This is a genomic window from Billgrantia antri (assembly GCF_019430905.1).
Taxonomy (GTDB): Bacteria; Pseudomonadota; Gammaproteobacteria; order Pseudomonadales; family Halomonadaceae; genus Halomonas; species Halomonas antri.
Genome location: NZ_JAHYCA010000001.1, coordinates 325,917 through 346,903 on the forward strand (window position 1 = coordinate 325,917; position 20,987 = coordinate 346,903).

A 20,987-nucleotide genomic window follows, 5' to 3' on the forward strand; every position below is an offset into this window, starting at 1 on the left:
CCTGAAAGCAAGCGCCTCGAAAGGAAAAGGGGACCGTCTAAGCATCTTCGCCATGCCACAACAGGGAGGTCCGTCATCATGGGCAATGTGGCACTGAAGGGTATCAATTACGAAACCGGAAACGACGGTCGAAGCCGCTCGTTGACACTCGGTGGCGATGTACCTCTTGCCGAACGCCACGTCGAGGAGGGTGACAACGATAGCGACGATCCGCGCGGACACGGCGCGCCGAGCCTTCCCTCACAGCGCGTCCTCTTCGTCACTTCCGAAATTGCCGATTTCGTCAAGGTCGGGGGGCTTGGCGACGTGTCTTCGGCCCTTCCCCGGGCGCTGGCGGCCCATCACGACATTCGCATCCTGATACCCGCCTACCGGGAAGTCGTCGCCTCGTCACGCGAGATCCGCCACGTCGGTCAGCTTCCCGCTCACGCCGATCTGCCTGCCTGCGACATCGGCGAGATGACTTGTGACGACGGCCTGATCATCTATGTGTTGCTCTGCCCTGAACTCTACGAACGAGAAGGTGGCCCCTACGGCACCGGGCCGGGCGGATATGGCAGCAGTGGCTGGGAGGACAATGATGTCCGCTTCGCCCGTCTGTCGCTGGCCGCAGCCGAGATCGGTGCCGGCCATGCCGGGCTCGACTGGCAGCCGCAGCTCTTGCACCTCAACGACTGGGCGTGCGGGCTGGCACCGGCCTACCTGCACTGGATGGGGCGCAACGTACCCAGCGTGTTCACGATCCACAACCTGGCCTATCAGGGCCTGTACGATGCGTCTCGCTGCGCGGCCCTGGGCATTCCCGATTCGGCGTTTCACATCGAAGGCGTCGAGTATTACGGCAAACTCTCCTTCATGAAGGCCGGCATCGTCCATGCCTCGCATGTGACCACGGTCAGCGCGACCTACGCCCAGGAGATCACTACGCCCGACTTCGGCTGCGGCCTGGAGGGTCTGTTGCGCTGCAAGGCTGAGCAGGGACGCCTCAGCGGCATTCCCAACGGCATCGACGATTCTTGGGACCCGCGCACCGACGCCCATCTGGTCCAGGCTTTTTCCTCCAACGACTGGCGCGGCAAACGGGCCAACGCCGACTACGTGCGCCACCGCTTCGGCCTGGGCCCAAGCGCCGGACCGCTGTTCGCCATGGTCTCGCGCATGGTGCACCAGAAGGGAGTCGACCTGGTCATCGACGCTGCCCCCCACATCGTCCAGGCCGGCGGGCAGCTGGTATTCATCGGCAAGGGCGAGCGACGCGTCGAGGCACAGCTCGACCGCCTGGCCGAACGCTACCCTGGCGCCGTGGGCGTCTACATCGGCTTCGATGAAGAGGAAGCGCGCTGCATCTACGCCGGCAGCGACTTCCTGCTGATGCCGTCGCGCTTCGAGCCCTGCGGCTTGAGTCAGATGTACGCCCAGCGCTTCGGCTCGCTGCCCATCGCCCACCGTACCGGCGGCCTGGCCGACACCATCGAGGATGGCGTGACCGGCTTCCTGTTCGACGAGGTCGACCTGGCCGGCTTCATGCAGGCGATTCAGCAAGCCTTTTCGGTCTACCACTCCACGGAGCTGTTCTACGCCATGCGCCGGGCCGCCATGACCGGTCGCTATCATTGGCGTCAGTCGATCGCACCCTATACGCAGCTCTACCAACGCATCAGCGAAGAAGCCGGTGTGGAGGCACGCAGCTCGGCATGAACGAAGCAGACCGGCTCCATTACACCTTCGGTGCCCAGGTCATCGGCCCGCAGTGGACCCAGTTCTCGTTGTGGGCACCCAGTGCCAGCCAGGTCGATCTCGAAGTGGAAGGCCTTGCGCCCATCGCCATGGCCCATGCCGGCGAAGGGCGCTTCGTCGGCGGGGCACCCTGCGACCACGGCGCTCGCTATCGCTATCGCGTCTTTGTCGGCGGCGCGACGCAGGGTATCGCCGTAGCCGACCCTGCGTCACGCGCCCAGGAGGGAGGCGTCGAGGGGGCGAGTCTGGTGGTCGACCCCTACCAGCACGCCTGGCGCCATGCCGACTGGCAGGGCCGGCCCTGGCACGAGACGGTGCTGTACGAGCTGCACCTGGGGGCGCTGGGCGGCCTGGAGGCGGTCCGCCGAGAACTGCCCTACCTGGCCGAACTGGGCATCACGGCGGTGGAGCTGATGCCGGTAGCGGCCTTTCCCGGTGCTCGCAACTGGGGCTATGACGGCGTGCTTCCCTACGCCGTGGACGAAGCCTACGGCGACCCCGGCGCGCTCAAGGCCTTCATTGACGACGCCCATGGCCTGGGGCTGATGGTCTTCCTCGACGTCGTCTACAACCACTTCGGGCCGGACGGCAACTACCTTCCCCACTATGCCGGGGCCTTCTTTCGCGGCGACCGGCAGACGCCCTGGGGGCCGGCCATCGATTTTCGCCAGCCCATGGTGCGCCGCTTCTTCATCGAAAACGCCCTGATGTGGGTCGATGAGTACCGCTTCGACGGCCTGCGCTTCGATGCGGTACATGCCATCGGCGAGCGCGACTTCCTGGTCGAGATGGCCGAGACGCTGCGCAGCCGCATCGATCCGCGACGCTACGTTCATCTGGTGCTGGAGAACGAGCACAACGATGCCGACCTGATCGACCCGGGCCTGTTCACGGCGCAGTGGAACGACGACTGGCACAACGTGATGCACGTAATGCTCACCGGCGAGAGCGAAGGCTACTACGGCGACTTCGCCGACGCCCCGACGCACAAGCTGGCACGCTGCCTGGGCGAGGGCTTCATTTATCAGGGCGATGCCACGCGCCAAGGCGCTCCACGCGGCACGCCGAGCGCCCACCTGCCGCCGACCGCCTTCGTCGCCTTCCTGCAAAACCACGACCAGATCGGCAATCGTGCCATGGGCGAGCGCCTGTCCCGGCTCGCCAGGCAGGAAACGCTGGCAGCCGCCACGCTGTCGCTGTTGCTCTCGCCCATGGTGCCGCTGCTGTTCATGGGCGAGGAGTGGGCCAGTGAGCAGCCCTTTTTGTTTTTCACCGACCACCACGATGCGCTGGCCGAGGCCGTGCGCGAGGGCCGCCGGGCGGAGTTCGCCGCGTTCAGCGCTTTTCGGGATCCTGCCTCGCGCGCGCTGATTCCCGACCCCAACGATGCGGCCACCTTCGAGGCATCCAGGCCCGACATTGAAGCTCGAGACACCTCGCCCCATGCCGAATGGCTGGCCTTCGTCCGGCATCTGCTGGCGATACGCCATGCCGAGATCGTGCCACGCCTGGATGGCGCGCGGGCGCTCGGCGCCGAGACACTCGACAAGGGTGCCGTCGTCGCCCGTTGGCAGATGAACGACGACACCCACCTGGTTATCGCCCTGAATCTCGGGGAACGGACCGCGGCCACCCGCGCCTTCGGTGTCGGGCGATGCCTGTACGAGACCCGCGAGGGCGTGGCGATGGCCACCGAGAGCGGCAGCCTGCCGCCGCGCTGTGCCGCGGCCTGGCTCAAGCAAGTACCCGGCGACGAGGAGCTGTGCGCATGAGCGAGGAGGGACTGAGACGACTGGCCGACGCCGCCGGCCTCATCGTCGAGTGGGAAGACAGCGAGGGCCGCCTCCGCCGACTCGGTAGCGCGTCCCAGCGCGACCTGCTGGCCCGGCTCGGCTACCCGGCCACGAGCGCGGGCGAGATATCCGCCAGCCTGGCGCGGCTGCAGCCTCCCGCCTCGCCGCAAGAGTGGCCACCGCTGATCACCGCCGAGCAGGGTGCGACTACGTCGCTGCCCTCGCTGCTGCCCCCCGGGACCCGCTATCGGCTCGTGCTGGAGAATGGCGAGCAGCGTGATGGCATGCTCGACGAGCGCAGCGAGCTGCCCGGTATCGACGAGCCCGGCTACCACCGCCTGCAGATCGCCGCCGCCGAGCTGAGCCTGGCCGTGGCTCCACCGCGCTGCTTCACCCTAGCGGATACGGGCGTCAGCGAGCCGCCACGCCTGTGGGGGCTGGCGGCCCAGCTCTATGCGCTGCGCCGGCCTGGCGACGGCGGCCTCGGCGACACCCTGGCCCTGGAGCAACTGGTACGCCACGCCGCCCAATCCGGTGCCTCGGCGCTGGCCGTGAGCCCGATGCACGCCATGTTCAGCGCCGATGTGAAACACTACAGCCCCTACTCGCCCTCGAGCCGCCTGCACTACCACGCCCTGCACGTCGCCCCGGAGTCGCTGCTTGGCGAGGAAGCGGTGGCGGCGGCCATCGAGTGCAGCGGGCTGGTCGAGACGCGGGCCCAGCTCGAAGCCCAGGAGCTGGTCGACTGGCCCCGTGCTGCAGAGACCAAGCTCGGCTGGCTACGTACCCTTTACGACGCGCTGATGCATCGCGAAGACGCCGAGGCACGACGCGCCCGCCAGGCCCTGGCGACCTTTCGCGAGCAGGGCTTTGATGAGCGCAGCGGTGCCATGCTCGAGGCACACTGCCGCTTCGAGGCGCTGATGCAACATCTGGGCGAACGCGACTGGCGCCAGTGGCCGGCGCCACTGCGCGACCCGGCAAGCCCCAAGGTGGCCCGGTTCGCCAAAGAGCACGCCCATGAGATCGGCTTCCATGCCTTCTTGCAGTGGATCGCAAGCGAGGGGTTGGCGCGTGCCCAGGCCACGGCCCGTGGGGCCGGCATGGCGGTCGGGCTGGTCGCCGACCTTGCCGTGGGCGCCGACGCGACTGGCAGCCAGGCCTGGAGCCGTCAGGCCGAGATGCTGGAAGGCCTGTCGATCGGTGCGCCGCCGGATGCGTTCAACGTTCACGGCCAGGACTGGGGGCTCGCGCCCTTCTCGCCCCAGGGGCTGGTGCAGGGCGGCTTCGCCGGCTTCATCGACATGCTGCGGGCCGGCTTCGCCCACGCCGGGGGGCTGCGCATCGATCATGTGCTCGGCCTGATGCGCCTGTGGCTGGTGCCTCACGGAGCACCGCCGACCGAAGGCGCCTACGTGCGCTATCCGCTCGACGACCTGTTGCGCCTGGTGGCGCTGGAATCCCGGCGCCACCGCGCCATCGTCATCGGCGAGGACCTGGGTACCGTCGCACCGGGCTTGCGTCGGCAGCTGGCACATCGCGGCATCCTCGGCATGCGCGTACTGTGGTTCGAGCGCGACGAGGAAGGAGGCTTCCTGCCGCCTGAGCAGTGGACGCAGCACGCCGTTGCCACCAGCTCGACCCACGACCTGCCGACGCTGGCCGGCTGGTGGGCCGGCCGTGACATCGACTGGCGCAGCCGGCTCGGCCTGCTGGGCGAGGACCGGGATGCCGAAAGCGAGCACGCCGAGCGCCGTATCGAGCGGGCCCGCTTGGCGCGGGCGCTGGGCCTGCTCGATCGTCAGGCGCCGGCCGAGGCACTGGACGCCGCCGACCTGCCCGCTTCGCGAGTGCTGGATGCCGCCGTGCGGAGGTTGGGGTTCACGCCGGCACCGCTCACGCTGCTACCGCTGGAGGATGCCCTGGGGCTCGAGGAGCAGGCCAATCTGCCCGGCACCCTTGAGCAACACCCCAACTGGCGGCGACGGCTGCCGGACGACAGCGATCGCCTGCTCGCTTCGTCCGAAGTGGCAGGTCGCCTGGCTGGCCTGGCCGAGGCGCGCTGCGAAGCACAGCGCGTCGCACACCCCGACGTCCCCGAAGGGGGTAGCGATGAGTGAGATTCGCGCCACCGTTCGTCTGCAGTTCCACTCTGGCTTCACCCTCGACGATGCTGCCGAATGGGTGGGCTACTATGCCCGGCTCGGCATCAGCCATGTCTATGCCTCGCCGCTGCAGATGTCACGCGCGGGCTCGCCCCACGGCTACGACGGCATCGATCCCACCCGCATCGACCCCGAGCTCGGCGGCGAAGCGGCGCTGGAACGCCTGGTCGCCCGCCTGCGCGAGCATGACATGGGGCTGATCCTCGACATCGTGCCCAACCATGTGGCGGTGGGCGGCTCGCAGAATCCCTGGTGGCAGGACGTGCTGGCCTGGGGCCGGGCGAGCCCCTACGCCGGATTCTTCGATATCGACTGGCATTCGCCCGACCCACTGCTCGCCGGCAAGCTGCTGCTACCCTTCCTCGGCATACCTTACGCCGACGCCCTGCACGGCGGAGACCTGGTGCTGCGCCTGGACCCCGCAGCGCTGCGTTTTCACGTCACTTATCACGAGCATCGCTTTCCCGTCGACCCACGCCGCTACGGCGACATCCTGCGTCTGGCCGAACATGCCGCGCTGTGGGACCTGGCGCCACGCTTCGATGCCCTGCAACGGCGTGACGACGCCTATACCGCCGTCGCCGAATGTCGCCGCGAACTGCGCCAGGCGTTGGCCGATCCGGCCGTCGGGCAGGCGCTGGAGAACCTGCTAACACTGTTCGACGGCAGCACTCGCGGCGGAGCCATCCGCCTGCACGACCTGCTGGAGCAGCAGGCCTACCGTCTGGCCTGGTGGCGCACGGGAGCCGACGCGATCAACTGGCGGCGCTTCTTCGACATCACCGAGCTCGGCGGGCTGCGCATCGAACGGCCCGAGGTATTCGAGGCCGTGCACGCCCTGCCCTTGCGCCTGGTGGAACAGGGTTGGGTCGATGGCCTGCGCGTCGATCACGTCGATGGCCTGGCCGACCCGCGCGGCTATTGCCGCCGCCTGCGGGCTCGCCTGGGCGAGTGCCAGAAGCGCCGGCCGCCGGGAGCGGTGCGCCACGTGGCGATTTTCGTCGAGAAGATAGTGGCCGCCGACGAGCCCCTGCATCGCGACTGGGGCATCGACGGCACCACCGGCTACGAGCTGATGAATGCCGTTTCCGCCTTGCAGCACGACCCGGCCGGCGCCGAGCCGCTGGGCGATCTATGGCGTCAGGTCAGCGGCCGGAAAGAGGACTTCCCCACCGAGGTGCGCCTGGCCCGCCGCGAGGTACTCACGACCCTGCTGACCAGCGAGTTCGAGACCTGCGCGCGTGCCCTGCATGCCGTGGCCCGCCACTCCCTGGCGACCCGCGACATCACCCTTGCGGCGGTGCGCCGGGCGCTGACGGCGCTGATCGTGCACTTCCCGATCTATCGTACCTACGCCGACGACGGTGGCCGCCCCGAACTCGATGCGCCCTTCTTCGATCAGGCCATGGCCGGCGCCCGCGGCGAACTGAGCCCACCGGACGCCGAGGTGCTGGCGTGGCTGGAACGCTGGCTGGGTGGCGAGGCGCCCGCCGACGCCCCCGACGCCGAGGAGCGCTGGCTTCGCCAGCGCGCCATCACGCGCTTCCAGCAGCTCACCTCGCCGGTGGCGGCCAAGGCCGTGGAGGATACCGCCGGCTATCGCAGCGCCGCCCTGATCTCGCGCAACGACGTCGGTTTCGACGGCGAGCACTTCAGCCACTCGCCGCGCTGGTTCCATGACACCAACGCCTGGCGCGAACGCCACTTTCCGCACGGACTGGTCACCACGGCCACCCACGATCACAAGCGCGGCGAGGACGTGCGGGCGCGGCTGGCCGCGCTGAGCGAGCATGCCGGCGCCTTCGCCACCCGCGTGGAGCGATGGCGTGAGCTGGCTGCCCCGTTGCGCCAGGCGCTGCCTGACGGGACTGCCCCCTCTCCCGGCGACGAGCTGATCCTCTACCAGGTCCTGCTCGGCGCCTGGCCGCCGACGATCGAGCGCGACGACACCGACGCCATGCAACGCTTTGCCGAACGTCTGGCCCAGTGGCAGCAGAAGGCCTTGCGCGAGGCCAAGCTGCGCACCCATTGGCTGTGGCCCGACGAGGACTACGAGAGCGCTTGCCGCAGCTATCTGGAAGCGCTGCTGGCCTCTCCCGAGCTGAGCCCGGAGCTCGAAGCGGCAGCCCGCGAGCTGGACCTGTCGGGTGCGCTCAACGGCCTGGCCCAGACGGCCCTGCGCCTGACCGTGCCCGGCGTGCCCGATCTCTACCAGGGCTGCGAATTCTGGGACTACAGCCTGGTCGATCCCGACAACCGCCGCCCGATCGACCATGTGGCGCGTCAGGCCGCACTCGCCGCGGCCTCCGACCCCGCCGCGGCACTGGCCCACTGGCAGGACGGCCACGTCAAGCAAGGCCTGATCGCTCGCCTGCTGGGGCTACGCCACGACTGGCCCGAGCTGTTCCGCCACGGTGACTACCTCCCCCTGGCGGTCGAGGGCGAACAGGGCGAGAGACTCGTCGCCTTCCTGCGCAGCCATGGCGACCGGCAGCTGCTGGTCGTGGTGCCACGTCTTTGTGCGGCGCTACTGGCAGGCAGCGAGCAGCCCCTCGTGCCGCCATCGTGCTGGAGCGACACGCGGGTATATCTCCCTGGCGAGACAGGTGCCGCTTGGCAAAATGTGCTGACGGGTACCACGCTGGGAGTGAGGAACGAACATGTCGCCGTCGAGGAACTGCTGGACGCGTTTCCCGTCGGTATCTATCTGCGAAACCGGTACAGGCATAGGGAGAGCTAGGATGGCTGACGAAGAGCGTGTACGGAACCTGGCCTACAAGATCTGGGAGTCCGAGGGACGTCCCGAGGGTCAGCAGCAGCGTCACTGGGACATGGCGCTGCGTATCGTCACCGCCGAGGAGGAGGCGGGCATCGACGCCGAACTCGAGGAGGTCGGCGAGCCGGTGGACGAAACCCCCATTCTCGAGGACGACCTGCCGCTGGAGGACGACGAGATCGGCATTCAGGAGAACCGGCTGCCGCTGGACGCTCCCGATGGCGAGCCCGATTTCGATGAGCTGCCCTATCGCGATGACCGCGACGTAGCGCGTGACGAACCGGTGCAGGATCGCGCCCACTCGGGGCCGGCAGCGGATGAGCCCGCCTCCACGGCGGCCTCGACCCGCCCGTTGCCCGCGGAGCAAGCCACTTCGACCGGCGCCCAGGATCAGGACGTCGCCAACCGTGGCGGTCCGGACGGCCCGGCCACGTCTCCCGAGCCCGGGCAGGGGCCGCTGGAGCCGCTGCCGCCGGAGTCCGCCACCGCCAGGCGCACTCGCCGGCCACGCCGCAGTGACGATGGCCTGACCCAGCCGGACAGCACCGACACCGCACAGGTGTCGGGCAAGACGGTGAAAGCCGGCGCCGGGCGTAGCAGCAAGACGAAGCCGCACAAGGAGTGATGGCCCAGGGACGAGAGGCCTGCTGTTTCAGGGAAGAAAAGAGATGAATACGAGGCATGAGCCGCATGAGAGCGATACCGCCGTGGCGGTCGATGAGCTTCCCGGCGTGATTCGACGCTCGCGCGTGCGCGAGGGTACGCCGTTCCCGCTGGGTGCCACCTGGGATGGCCTGGGCGTGAACTTCGCCCTGTTCAGCGCCCACGCCACCAAGGTCGAGCTGTGCCTTTTCGATGCGAGCGGCACTCAGGAAGTGGAACGCATCGAGCTGCCCGAGTATACCGACGAGGTTTGGCACGGCTACCTGCCCGATGCACGCCCGGGCCAGCTCTACGGTTACCGCGTTTACGGTCCTTACGAGCCCGAAGCGGGGCACCGATTCAACCCGCACAAGCTGCTGCTCGACCCCTACGCCAAGCAGCTGGTGGGCGAATTCACCTGGGACGAGGCGCTGTTCGGCTATACCCTCGGCCACCCCGACGGCGACCTCAGTTTCGACGAGCGCGACAGTGCCCCGTTCATGCCGCGCTGCCGGGTGATCGACCCCGCCTTCACCTGGGGGCGGGCCCGCGGCATCCAGGTACCCTGGGATCGCACCGTGATCTACGAGACCCACGTGCGCGGCTACACCATGCGCCATCCGGCGGTGCCCGAGGCGCTGCGCGGCACCTTCTCGGGGCTGATGGTCAACGAGGTGGTCGACTACATCCACTCGCTCGGCGTGTCGTCGGTGGAACTGCTGCCGATCCACGCCTTCGTCGACGACCAGCATCTGCTCGAACGCGGACTGCGCAACTACTGGGGCTATAACACCCTGAGCTTCTTCGCCCCTCACTCGCGCTATCTTTCGGGCGAGAACATCAACGAGTTCAAGCAAATGGTGGCCTGCTACCATGCCGCCAATCTCGAGGTAATCCTCGACGTGGTCTACAACCATACCGCCGAAGGCAACGAACTCGGCCCGACCCTGTCACACAAGGGCATCGACAACGCCTCCTACTACCGGCTACTGCCCGACACGCCGCGTTACTATATCGACGACACCGGCACCGGCAATACCCTCAACCTGAGCCACCCGCGGGTGCTGCAGATGGTGACCGACTCGCTACGCTATTGGGCCACCGAGATGCGCGTCGACGGCTTCCGCTTCGACCTGGCGACCATTCTCGGCCGCGAGCCCCACGGCTTCGACGAGGGCGGCGGCTTCCTCGACTCGTGCCGCCAGGACCCGGTGCTCAGTCAGGTCAAGCTGATCGCCGAGCCTTGGGACTGCGGCCCCGGCGGCTACCAGGTGGGAGGTTTCCCCCCCGGCTGGGCGGAGTGGAACGACCGCTTTCGCGACACCAGCCGGGCCTTCTGGCGCAGCGACGAAGGCCAACTGGCGGAGTTAGCCTCGCGGCTGATGGGCTCGGCGGATCTGTTCGACCGCCGCGGGCGCCGCCCCTTCGCTTCGGTCAACTTCGTCACTGCCCATGACGGTTTCACGCTGCACGATCTGGTGGCCTACGACGTCAAGCACAACGAGGCCAACGGCGAGGACAATCGCGACGGCCACGACCACAACCTGTCGTGGAACCACGGCGAGGAGGGTCCCACCGAGGACCCTGACATCCGCTCGTTGCGCCTGCGCCAGATCCGCAACTTCCTGGCCACGCTGCTGCTCTCCCAGGGCACGCCGATGCTGCTGGCCGGTGACGAACTGCTTCGCACCCAGCGCGGCAACAACAACGCCTATTGCCAGGACAACGAGATCAGCTGGCTCGACTGGAATCTCGAGGGCGACGCCCACGACCTGATCGAGACCGTGCGCCAGCTCATCGAACTGCGCCTGCGCTTCCCCATCCTGCGCCGCGGCCGCTTTCTCTCCGGCGAGTACAACGAGGAGATGGGGCTCAAGGAAGTGACCTGGCTGGCTGCCGACGGCAGCGAGATGGACGTGGCACGCTGGGAAGACCCCGAAGCGCGCAGCCTCGGCCTGCTGCTCGATGGCCGCGCCCGCCCCTCGGGCATTCGCCGCATCGGAGACGACCGTTCGCTGCTGATCCTGTTCAACGCCAATCCTGACCCGATTGCTTTTCGTCTGCCCGACGTGCCGCGGGGCATCGGCTGGGTATGCCAGCTCGATACCAGCCGCAGCCCGGCGCCGGACAAGACCCTGAGAGCCTTCGGCGAAGACTACGCCATGGTCGGACGCTCATTGACGCTGTTCGAACTGGAACAGGCGCCATGAAGACCGGCCTTCACGCTTACGAAAACAGGCCATAACGGAATTGACTGACAGAGCGCGATATACCGACCCTGCCGCAGCCGAGCTGCCACAAGCCGACGCCGAGGCCCTGGTCCGAGGCCGTCACCCCGACCCCTTCGCCGTGCTCGGCTGGCATGCCCAGGGCGATGGCCATATCCTGCGGGTCTATGCTCCCGGTGCCCGGACCGTGGAGGTGCTCGCGCGCGACGACGGCCGCTGGCGAGGCGAGCTGACCGAATGTTCCACGCCAGGCCTGTTCGTGATCGCCCTGGACGAGGCCTTTCCTTATCGGCTGCGTTTCCATTGGCCCGATGGCGTGCACGAGACCGAGGATCCCTACGCCTTCGGCCTGCTGCTCGGCGATCTCGACCTGCACCTGATCGGTGAAGGTACCCACCGCGATCTGGGCCGCTGCCTGGGTGCCCAGCCCATGCAGATCGATGGCGTGCCGGGTGTACGCTTCGCCGTGTGGGCGCCCAACGCCCGGCGCGTCTCGGTGATCGGCGCCTTCAACGGCTGGGACGGCCGACGCCACCCCATGCGCCTGCGCCACCAGGCCGGTGTGTGGGAGCTGTTCGTACCGCGCCTGGCGCCGGGCGAGCCCTACAAGTACGAGCTGGTCGATGCCCAAGAGCAGGTGGTGCACAAGGCCGACCCGGTGGCATTGGCCAGCGAACTGCCGCCGGGCACCGCATCGAAAGTGGCCGACCTCGACGGTATCGTATGGCACGACGAGGCCTGGCTCGCCCGGCGCGCCGAGTCGCTCGTGCCTGACCATCCGATCTCGATCTATGAAGTGCATGCCGCCTCCTGGCGCAAGCACGGCGGCAACGAGGGCGAGCTCTATGGCTGGCAGGAGCTGGCCGAGCAGCTGATTCCCTACGTGCTGGAGATGGGTTTCACCCATATCGAGCTGTTGCCGATAATGGAGCACCCCTTCGGCGGCTCCTGGGGCTATCAGCCGCTGGGCCTTTTTGCCCCCACCGCACGACACGGCTCGCCGGCCGATTTCGCCGCGTTCGTCGACGCCTGTCATCAGGCGGGGCTTGGCGTAATACTCGACTGGGTGCCGGCGCACTTCCCTACCGACGCCCACGGCCTGGCCCGCTTCGACGGCACCGCCCTGTACGAGTACGCCCACCCCTTCGAGGGCGTTCACCAGGACTGGAACACTTATATCTACAACTACGGACGCCGTGAGGTGCACGGTTTCCTGCTCTCGTCGGCGCTGCACTGGCTCAAGCACTACCACGTCGATGCGCTGCGCGTGGATGCGGTGGCCTCGATGCTCTACCGCAACTACTCGCGCCGCGACGGTGAATGGATCCCCAACCGCCATGGCGGCCACGAGAATCTCGAGGCGCTGGATTTCCTGCGCCATCTCAATCGGGTGGTAGCCGAGGAGGTGCCCGGCACGGCGATCATCGCCGAGGAGTCGACCGCCTGGCCCGGCGTGACCCGGGCGGTGAGCGAAGATGGGCTCGGCTTCGCCTACAAGTGGAACCTGGGCTGGATGCACGACACCCTGAGCTACATGGCAGAGGACCCGCTCTACCGCTGCCACGGTCACCACAACATGACGTTCCCTCAGGTCTACGCCTACTCGGAGCACTTCGTGCTGCCGATCTCCCACGACGAGGTGGTCCACGGCAAGCGTGCGCTGCTCGACAAGATGCCCGGTGACGAGTGGCAGAAGTTCGCCAACCTGCGCGCCTACCTCGCCACGCAGTGGACCCAACCGGGCAAGAAGCTTCTGTTCATGGGCTGCGAATTCGGCCAGTGGCGCGAATGGAGCCACGATCGCGAACTCGACTGGTGGCTGCTCGACGCACCGCGCCATGCCGGCGTGCGCCTGCTGGTGGGCGATCTCAACCGGCTCTATCGTGAGCTGCCCGCACTGCACCAGGGCGACGGCGATCCCGACGGCTTCGTCTGGGTCATCGGCAACGACCAGACCAACAGTGTCTTCGCCTGGCTGCGCTGCGACTCCAAGGGGGAGCCGCTGCTGGTGATAGCCAACATGACCCCCGTACCCCACGAGGAGTATCGGGTCGGCGTACCGCGCAATGGCGAGTGGGACGAGATCTTCAACAGCGACGCCGAGTGCTACGGCGGTTCGAACCTGGGCAACCTGGGCCGGCTCGAGGCCATCGACGAACCGCTGCACGGCCAGCCGGCGAGCCTTGTGCTGACGCTGCCGCCACTCGCGGTGGTTCTGCTGAAGCCTCGCTGAATACCCATCGTTCGAGGCGCGAATCAAGGAGACAACATGCTGGCCATGCTGCAACCGGTCCGGTCGATCCTCTGGAGCGTCGCCCTGCTGCTGCTTGGCAACGGTCTCATCAACACCCTGCTGACCCTGCGCGGAACCGACGAAGGCTTCTCGCCCACCGTGGTGGGCGTGATCATGTCGGCCTACTTCGTCGGCTTCACCTGCGGCACCTGGGTCAGTAGCCGGCTGATCCGCCGCGCCGGCCACATTCGCGCCTTCGCCTTCTGCGCCGCACTGTGCGCCTCGGGGGCGCTACTCCACAGCATCTTCGTCGATCCCTGGGTGTGGATCGCGCTGCGCTTCTTCTACGGCCTGGCCTTCGTCACCCTGATGACGGTGATCGAGAGCTGGCTCAACGGCCAGGCGGCAAGCCACGAACGCGGTCGGGTCTTCGCCACCTACATGCTGGTCAACCTCGGCGCGATCGCCGCCGCCCAGCAGATCCTGCGTCTGGACACCCCCGGCGGGTTCCTGCTCTTCGCCGTCACCGCCATTCTGATCAGCTGGGCACTGCTGCCGATCACCATGACCCGGCGCCAGCAGCCGACGGTGCCGGAGAACGCCAGGAGCAGCCTCAAGGCGCTGCTCGGCTTCGCCCCCCTGTGCGTTGCCGCCTCTGTGCTGTCGGGGCTGGCCATGGGCGCCTTCTGGGGCATGGCACCGCTGTATGCACGCCAACTGGGCTGGAGCGCTGCCGACGTGGGCATGCTGATGAGCGTGACGATCCTGGGCGGAGCGCTGCTGCAGCTGCCCATCGGCCGCTTCTCCGATAAGCACGACCGCTCGCAGGTAATGACCTGGGTAGTGATTGCCGCCGCCGCACTGGCGGCCTTGATGCCCTTCGCGCCCAACCGGCCGGCCTTGATGGGACTGTTCTTCCTGTGGGGAGGGTTCTCGTTCGCCATTTATCCCCTGGCGGTGGCCCAGTTGATCGACCAGTTGCACCCCGAGGAGGTGGTATCGGCCTCGGCCGACATGCTGGTGACTCAAGGAGCGGGCAGCGCCCTGGCGCCGATACTCGCCGGCCTCCTGATGGGCATCCTGGGCCCGCAGGCGCTGCCCCTCTATATCGCGGCGGTACTAGCCCTGCTCGGCATCTATGCCCTCTATCGCCGCCGCCATGTCTCCGTTCTGGTGCACGGTCATGCCCACTTCGAGCCGATGACCCAGACCAGCCCGCTGTCGCTGGAAATGATGTTCGACGATGCCCAGCCCGACCTGTTCGACGACCCCAGCTTCTACGAGGAAGATGAGCACTACCGGCTGGTCGAGGCCTACCGGCAGCGCGAGTAACCTCAGCTCAGGCGGTCTGAAAGGCCCTCCAGGTCGGTCACGGTCAGGTCCGGCTCGATGCCCCAGGGGTCGAAGGGAGAATCGAGGCTGCGCCGCACCCAGGCGGCATGCAAGCCGGCATGGCGAGCGCCGATCACGTCGAAGGGATTGCTCGAGATCAGCCAGGTATCGCCCGGCGCCACCTCGAGGCGGTTGCGCAGATGGGCATAGACAGCGGGGTCGGGCTTGAAGCGCTTGACCTCATCGACGCTGATCACCGCCTCGAAGCGCTCGAGAATGCCGGCCTGCTCCAGCAGACCACTGACCGCATCGGCGGTGCCGTTGGAGAAAGCCACGCAGCGCACGCCGGTGGCGGCCAGCCGCTCCAGGGCGCCGACCGTCTCGGGAAACGCCGGCAGGCGGCCATAGGCCGCCATCAGATGATCCTTGTCGACGTCCGAGAGCTGCGTCTGCAGGGCTCTGTCGGTGAAATCCAGCGCCTCGCGGGTACATTGGCCGAAGGGCACGTAAGCGCCCATCAGGCCGCGGCGAAAGCTGTACTCCAGCTGTTTGTCGCGCCAGCGGCGCGAGAACTCGGCGGCAAGCGACGCCTTGCCGGCCCTGCCGAGCCGTGCTTCCAGCTCGGTGACCACGCCGTGGGTATCGATCAGGGTGCCGTAGACATCGAAGGCCAGAACCGTTGCCATCTGCTGCGCTCCTCGTTTCGCTTCGCCAAGCCTCAGCATGCCGGTTGGCGCGCCTGGGCTCAAGGCGAGCACACGCTCATCACGGCACCAGGCGTTCCATGGCAAAGTTGGCAATGGCGGTGTCCTGAACCCCGGTGCCGGTCAGGTCACACAGCGTGATGGTCGCCTCCGACACCCGAAGGTTCTCGCCCCGCTCGATCACCTGGCCCAGCTCGTATACCTTGAACGGCGGCTCGCGTCCTGCATTGGCGAAGACCTTGAGTTCGCCGTTGTGCTCGCTCTGGGCCCGGGTGTCGCAGACGAAGACGTCGGCACGGGTCAGCACCGACTCGTCGAGTTCACGCTTGTCGGGGCTGTCCGACCCCATGGCGGTGACGTGCACCCCCTCGGGCAGATCGCTGGCGTGCAGCAGCGGCTCCCGCGAAGGGGTGGCGGTAATGATGATGTCGGCCTGGGCACAGGCCGCATGCACGCTGTCGTGCAGGCTGACTGTCAGCCCGCGGCTGCGCATGCGGTCGGCGTAAGCTTCGGCACCTTCGGGACGTCGTGCCCAGACGTCCAAGGTGTCGACATCACGCACCAGACGTAGCGCCTCTACCTGTCGCTGGGCCTGTTCGCCGGCGCCGATCACCGCCACCCGCCGACTGTCCTCGCGGGAGAGATGCTTGGCGGCTATCGCCCCCGCCACGGCGGTGCGCACCATGGTCAGGTAGCCTTCGTCGAACAGCACCGCCTCGACCCGCCCGGTCTCGGCGGAGAACAACATCATCAACCCGCTCAGACTCGGCAGGCCGCGCTTGGGGTTGTCGAAAGCCCCGCTGCTGACCTTGATCGCATAACGTTCCCAGCCCTTGATATGAGCCGTCTTGACGTCGACCTCGCTGTTGAACTCCTCCATCGACATCGACAGGATCGGCGGTTGCACCACCTCGCCGCGCCCCAGGGCGGCGAACCCCGCCTCGACCTGGCGCAGGGCGTCTTCGTCGATACCCACCACCGCTTCGATTTCATCACGCTGATAAAGCTTCATCTCTCCTCCTTGGTAGCCAGGAGCGAACCCAGGAAGCGCTGAGCCCATTGCCCTCCCTCTCAACGGCCGACCATGGCCCGCGCCCGGTCCAACGTCTCCAGCGCCACCCCGTTGCCTGAAAGAATCAGCGCCACCCGCTGGCCGCGCACCTCGATGCCATGCTCGGCGAGGGCTGCCAGCCCCACCGCGGCGGCACCCTCCACCAGCAGCTTCTCGTGCTCGAGGATGTCGACCATGGCCTGGGCGATGGCCTCTTCCGAGACCTGGTAGTGATCGTCCATCACCTCGCGAACCAGGCTGAACGTGCAGTGATTGTCGAGGCCGATGCCGCCCCCCAGCGAGTCGGCCAGGCTCGCGACCTCCTCCACCGCCACGGGCTGGCCGGCTTGCAGGCTCTCCCACATCGCCGCCCCGCGCGAAAGGCTCACCCCGGTGAGGCGCGTCTCGGGGCGGATCGCCTTCACCGCCGCACCGATGCCGCCGAGCAGACCGCCACCGGAGAGTCCGACGACGACCCGGTCGAGATCCGGCGCATCCTCCATCAGTTCCACGCCGATGGTGCCCTGTCCGGCCGCTATCAAGGCATCGTCGAAGGGAGGAATCAGGGTCATGCCGCGCTCGCGAACCAGCCGTTCGACCTCGCCGAAGGCCTCGTCCTGGCTCTCGCCCACGCGCCTGGCCTCGGCACCCAGCGCCTCGATGGCCGCCACCTTGTTGGCCGGCACCAGCCGCGACAGGCAGATCGTCGCCGGCACGCCAAGTCGGGCGGCGGCATACGCCACCGCTCGGCCATGGTTGCCGGTAGAAGCAGTGACGACACCGCTGGCCAGGGCGCCGCGACCGTGACGTTCGATCAGCGCAGCGATCATGTTGGCGGCACCGCGCAGCTTGAAGGCACCGGTCGGCTGTTGGGTTTCCAGCTTGAGCAGCACCTCGGCGTCGAAGCGCTGCGAGAGTGCAGAGGAGCGAATCAGCGGAGTGCGTACCGCCTGGCCGGCGATGCGCCGCCGCGCCTGGTACACGGAGGCAAGAGAAACGCCGTGCTCGGAATGCGACATGGCTAGTCCGGCTCCAGAACGGATGGCATGGGATAGCGCTTTCAGCCTAGAGGAGATCGGCGGGCCGGGCCAAGACGAAACAAGGCCGCGGATCGACCGCGGCCTTGGATTCCCTTCGGGATCGCTCAGCTGTACGACATGGAGGCCTTGACCACGCCCTCACGAACCAGCTCGTCGGTGACCTTGTTCACCGCGCGCTCGGCACGGGCGACGATCTCGTCGACCTCGGTGCGGGTCGCCACCAGCGGCGGCGCGAAGCCGAGGATGTCACCCTGGGGCATGGCACGGGCGATCAAGTTCTCGTCCAGCGACGCTGCGGCGATGCGCGCGCCGACCTTGTGTGCGGCGTCGAAGTGCTTGCGCTTGGCCGGGTCGACGGAGAACTCCAGCGCCGCCAGCATGCCCACGCCGCGCACGTTGCCGACGATGGGGTGGTCGCCGAAGGCGGCCTGCATCCGCTGCTGCAGATAGGCACCGGTTTCGGCGGCGTTTTGGGTCAGGCCCTCGCGCTCGATGATCGCCAGGTTGGCCAGCGCCGCGGCGCAGCCCAGGGCATGGCCGGAGTAGGTCCAGCCATGGCCGATGGGACCGTACTCGGCGGTACCCTGCTCCAGCACGCTCCAAACGCGGTCGCCGACGATCACGCCGGAGAGCGGCTGGTAGGCGCTGGTCAGGCCCTTGGCGACGGTGATCAGGTCAGGCTTGATGCCGTAGTGGTGGCTGCCGAAGTCGGCACCGATGCGACCGAAGCCGCACACCACTTCGTCGGCGATCAGCAGCACGTCGTACTTGGCCAGCACCGCCTGGATCGCTTCCCAGTAGCCTTCCGGCGGCGGCACGATGCCGCCGGTGCCGAGCACCGGCTCACCGATGAAGGCGGCCACGGTGTCGGGGCCTTCGGCCAGGATCATCTCCTCCAGCTTCTGCGCGCAGAACCGGGAGAACTCGCGCTCGCTCATGCCCTCCTGCTCGGCGGCGCGGTGGTAGTAGTACGGCGCCTCGGTGTGCAGGATGCCGGCCAGCGGCAGGTCGAACTGGTCGTGGAACGCCTTGAGGCCGGTCAGCGAACCGGTGGCCAGGCCCGAGCCATGATAGCCGCGCTGACGCGAGATGACCTTCTTCTTCTGCGGGCGACCCAGCACGTTGTTGTAGTAGCGCACGATCTTGAGCTGGGTCTCGTTGGCATCGCTGCCGCCCAGGCCGTAGTAGACCTTGGACATGCCGGGGCCGGCGAGCTCGATGATCTTCTCGGACAGCGCGATCTGCGGTTCGTTGGAGTGGCCCACGTAGGTGTGGTAGTAGGAGAGCTCCAGCGCCTGCTGGTAGATCGCCTCGGCTACCTCGGTGCGGCCGTAGCCGATGTTGACGCAGTACAGCCCGGCGAAGCCGTCGATGAACTCGCGGCCGTCCTTGTCGACGATATGGATGCCCTTGCCGCCGGTGATCACCCGGCCCGGCGCGTCGCCGTGGGCGAAGTCACGCAGGTGGGTGGAGGCGTGGAAGGTGACCTTGCGGTCGCGCTCGATCAGATCGCGGTGCTGCTGGCTCATTTCGTTCTCTCTTCTCGTAGGCTCTCCGGCTTCCGGCCGGGGAGGATGTTCAATTGATGACTACTAATCATGAGGGCTCTGCGAGCGAAGGCCAGACAAGGCGGATCTTGACGAGAACAGCGGAGTTTACGTTCTGTAAATGAGCATGTTCGAATCAAGATCCAACGCCGTCTGGCCGAGCGCAGCAAGCTCAACTACCAGAAACGGAGCCCAGGGCGCCGAGACAGTAATACTTAGTCTCGAGATACTCATCGATCCCGGTGATGCCGCCCTCGCGGCCCAATCCCGACTGCTTGACGCCGCCGAAGGGCACCGGCGGGCCGGTCATCTTCACCGAGTTGACGCTGACCATGCCGTACTCCAGCGCCCGCAGCAGCTTCCAGATGCGGCGGATGTCGTGGGTGTAGACATAGGCCGCCAGGCCGTACTCGGTGTCGTTGGCCATGGCGATGACTTCTTCGTCGTCGCGGTAGGCGGTCACGCCGGCCACCGGGGCGAAGTTCTCCTCGCGCCACACTTTCATCTCAGGCGTCACGCCGGTGAGCAGCGTGGGCATGAAGAAGTTGTCACCCGGTGCCAGGGTCTGGTCGCCGGCCACCAGCGTGGCACCGCGGGAGATGGCGTCGTCTACGATGGCCGCCGCCTTGTCTACCGCCTGGCGATGGATCAGCGGCCCCAGGTCGACCTCGCCCTGCATGCCGTTGCCCACGGTCAGCGCCGCCATGCGCTCGGCGAAGTGCGCGACGAACTCATCGTGGATCGACTCGTGCACCAGGATGCGGTTGGCTGCCAGGCAGTCCTGACCCGCGGTCTGGAACTTGGCCGCCACCGCGGCGAAGGCCGCCTCCCTGGGGTCCATGTCGGGGCCGACGATGAACGGGGCGTTGCCGCCGAGCTCCAGCGACACACGCTTCACCGTCTGGGCGCTCTGCTCGAGCAGCAGCCTGCCGACCCGAGTGGAACCGGTGAAGGATAGCGCCTTGATGCGCTCCTCGGCACACAGAATTTTCGAAACCTCGGCGGGTTCGCCCAGCACCACGGAGAACACCCCGGCGGGAATGCCGGCGCGCTCGGCCAGTTCGGCCAGCGCCAGCGCCGAGAACGGCGTCTCGCCGGCCGGCTTGACGATCACCGGGCAGCCGGCGGCCAGGGCGGCGGCGGCCTTGCGGGTGATCATTGCCAGCGGGAAGTTCCACGGGGTGATCAGCGCGGCGATGCCCACCGGCTCCTTGAGCGTGCCCAGCGCGGCGTTGGGGATGTGGCTGGGAATGGTCTCTCCAAAGGTGCGCTTGCCCTCCTCGGCGAACCAGCGCACAAAGCTGGCACCGTACTCCACCTCGCCGCGGGCGTCGGGCAGCGGCTTGCCCTGCTCCAGGGTCATGATGGTGGCGAGGTCTTCACGGTTGGCCTGCAGCAGGTCGTGCCAGGCCAGCAGGCGTTCGGCTCGCTCGTCGGCACGCAATGCGCGCCACTGAGCGAAGGCCGCATCGGCGGCGTCCACCGCCTCGCGGATCTGGTGCGCCTCGAGCCAGGGTATGTAGCCGATGACCTCGCCGGTGGCGGGATCGAAGACCGTCTCCTCACGGCCGCCGTCGCCGTGGGTCCACTTGCCGTTCACATAGGCGTGCTGACGAAACAGACGCGGATCGTCGAGCATGGTGGACAGTGTATTGGTCAGCTTCATGTTCATGCGGCACCTCCCCTGATCTCGGCTCCCTCATCGACGGCGCCGAGCGTGGCAAAAACGAGTGAGCAGC

At 67.5% G+C, this 20,987-nt stretch carries 13 protein-coding genes; 8 read left to right on the forward strand and 5 right to left on the reverse strand.

What is annotated here, in order from left to right:
• Nucleotides 1-78 precede the first annotated feature (78 nt).
• Genes glgA through KPL81_RS01560 form a run of 8 tightly spaced genes read left to right on the forward strand, consistent with a single transcriptional unit; the run spans nt 79 to nt 14,906 of the window.
• Nucleotides 79-1,698: a glycogen synthase GlgA gene (gene glgA, locus KPL81_RS01525; RefSeq protein ID WP_219790403.1), complete on the forward strand. Its 1,620-nt coding sequence runs from the start codon at nt 79-81 to the stop codon at nt 1,696-1,698.
• On the forward strand, nt 1,695-3,509 hold the full coding sequence (gene treZ, locus KPL81_RS01530) for a malto-oligosyltrehalose trehalohydrolase (protein WP_219790404.1): 1,815 nt from the start codon (nt 1,695-1,697) through the stop codon (nt 3,507-3,509). Before glgA ends, treZ begins: the two co-directional genes overlap by 4 nt.
• On the forward strand, nt 3,506-5,650 hold the full coding sequence (gene malQ / locus KPL81_RS01535; RefSeq protein WP_219790405.1) for a 4-alpha-glucanotransferase: 2,145 nt from the start codon (nt 3,506-3,508) through the stop codon (nt 5,648-5,650). The genes treZ and malQ overlap by 4 nt, the downstream gene beginning before the upstream one ends.
• On the forward strand, nt 5,643-8,435 hold the full coding sequence (gene treY / locus KPL81_RS01540) for a malto-oligosyltrehalose synthase (RefSeq protein WP_219790406.1): 2,793 nt from the start codon (nt 5,643-5,645) through the stop codon (nt 8,433-8,435). Before malQ ends, treY begins: the two co-directional genes overlap by 8 nt.
• A 1-nt stretch (nt 8,436) precedes the next feature.
• On the forward strand, nt 8,437-9,096 hold the full coding sequence (locus tag KPL81_RS01545) for a DUF2934 domain-containing protein (protein WP_209473638.1): 660 nt from the start codon (nt 8,437-8,439) through the stop codon (nt 9,094-9,096).
• A gap of 43 nt (nt 9,097-9,139) precedes the next feature.
• A complete protein-coding gene (glgX, locus tag KPL81_RS01550) occupies nt 9,140-11,323 on the forward strand; it encodes a glycogen debranching protein GlgX (RefSeq protein ID WP_209473639.1) in 2,184 nt (727 codons plus the stop codon).
• Between the two features lie 40 nt (nt 11,324-11,363).
• On the forward strand, nt 11,364-13,574 hold the full coding sequence (gene glgB, locus KPL81_RS01555) for a 1,4-alpha-glucan branching protein GlgB (protein ID WP_219790407.1): 2,211 nt from the start codon (nt 11,364-11,366) through the stop codon (nt 13,572-13,574).
• A gap of 36 nt (nt 13,575-13,610) precedes the next feature.
• Nucleotides 13,611-14,906, forward strand: coding sequence for an MFS transporter (locus KPL81_RS01560; protein WP_219790408.1), 1,296 nt, complete (start codon nt 13,611-13,613; stop codon nt 14,904-14,906).
• 2 nt (nt 14,907-14,908) lie between these two features.
• On the opposite strand, the gene KPL81_RS01565 is transcribed toward KPL81_RS01560, so the two are convergent.
• The 5 genes from KPL81_RS01565 to KPL81_RS01585 form a co-directional block, all read right to left on the reverse strand.
• A complete protein-coding gene (locus KPL81_RS01565) occupies nt 14,909-15,592 on the reverse strand; it encodes a haloacid dehalogenase type II (RefSeq protein WP_219790409.1) in 684 nt (227 codons plus the stop codon).
• A gap of 79 nt (nt 15,593-15,671) precedes the next feature.
• The gene (locus KPL81_RS01570) at nt 15,672-16,622 is read right to left on the reverse strand and encodes a cyclodeaminase (protein WP_219790410.1); all 951 of its coding nucleotides are present in this window, start codon (nt 16,620-16,622) and stop codon (nt 15,672-15,674) included.
• A 59-nt stretch (nt 16,623-16,681) separates the two neighbouring features.
• A complete protein-coding gene (eutB, locus tag KPL81_RS01575) occupies nt 16,682-17,680 on the reverse strand; it encodes a hydroxyectoine utilization dehydratase EutB (RefSeq protein ID WP_219790411.1) in 999 nt (332 codons plus the stop codon).
• Nucleotides 17,681-17,805: 125 nt separating this feature from the next.
• Nucleotides 17,806-19,230, reverse strand: a complete 1,425-nt coding sequence (locus KPL81_RS01580; RefSeq protein WP_219790412.1) for an aminotransferase — start codon at nt 19,228-19,230, stop codon at nt 17,806-17,808.
• A gap of 190 nt (nt 19,231-19,420) precedes the next feature.
• Nucleotides 19,421-20,920: an NAD-dependent succinate-semialdehyde dehydrogenase gene (locus KPL81_RS01585; RefSeq protein WP_219790413.1), complete on the reverse strand. Its 1,500-nt coding sequence runs from the start codon at nt 20,918-20,920 to the stop codon at nt 19,421-19,423.
• Nucleotides 20,921-20,987: the final 67 nt, after the last annotated feature.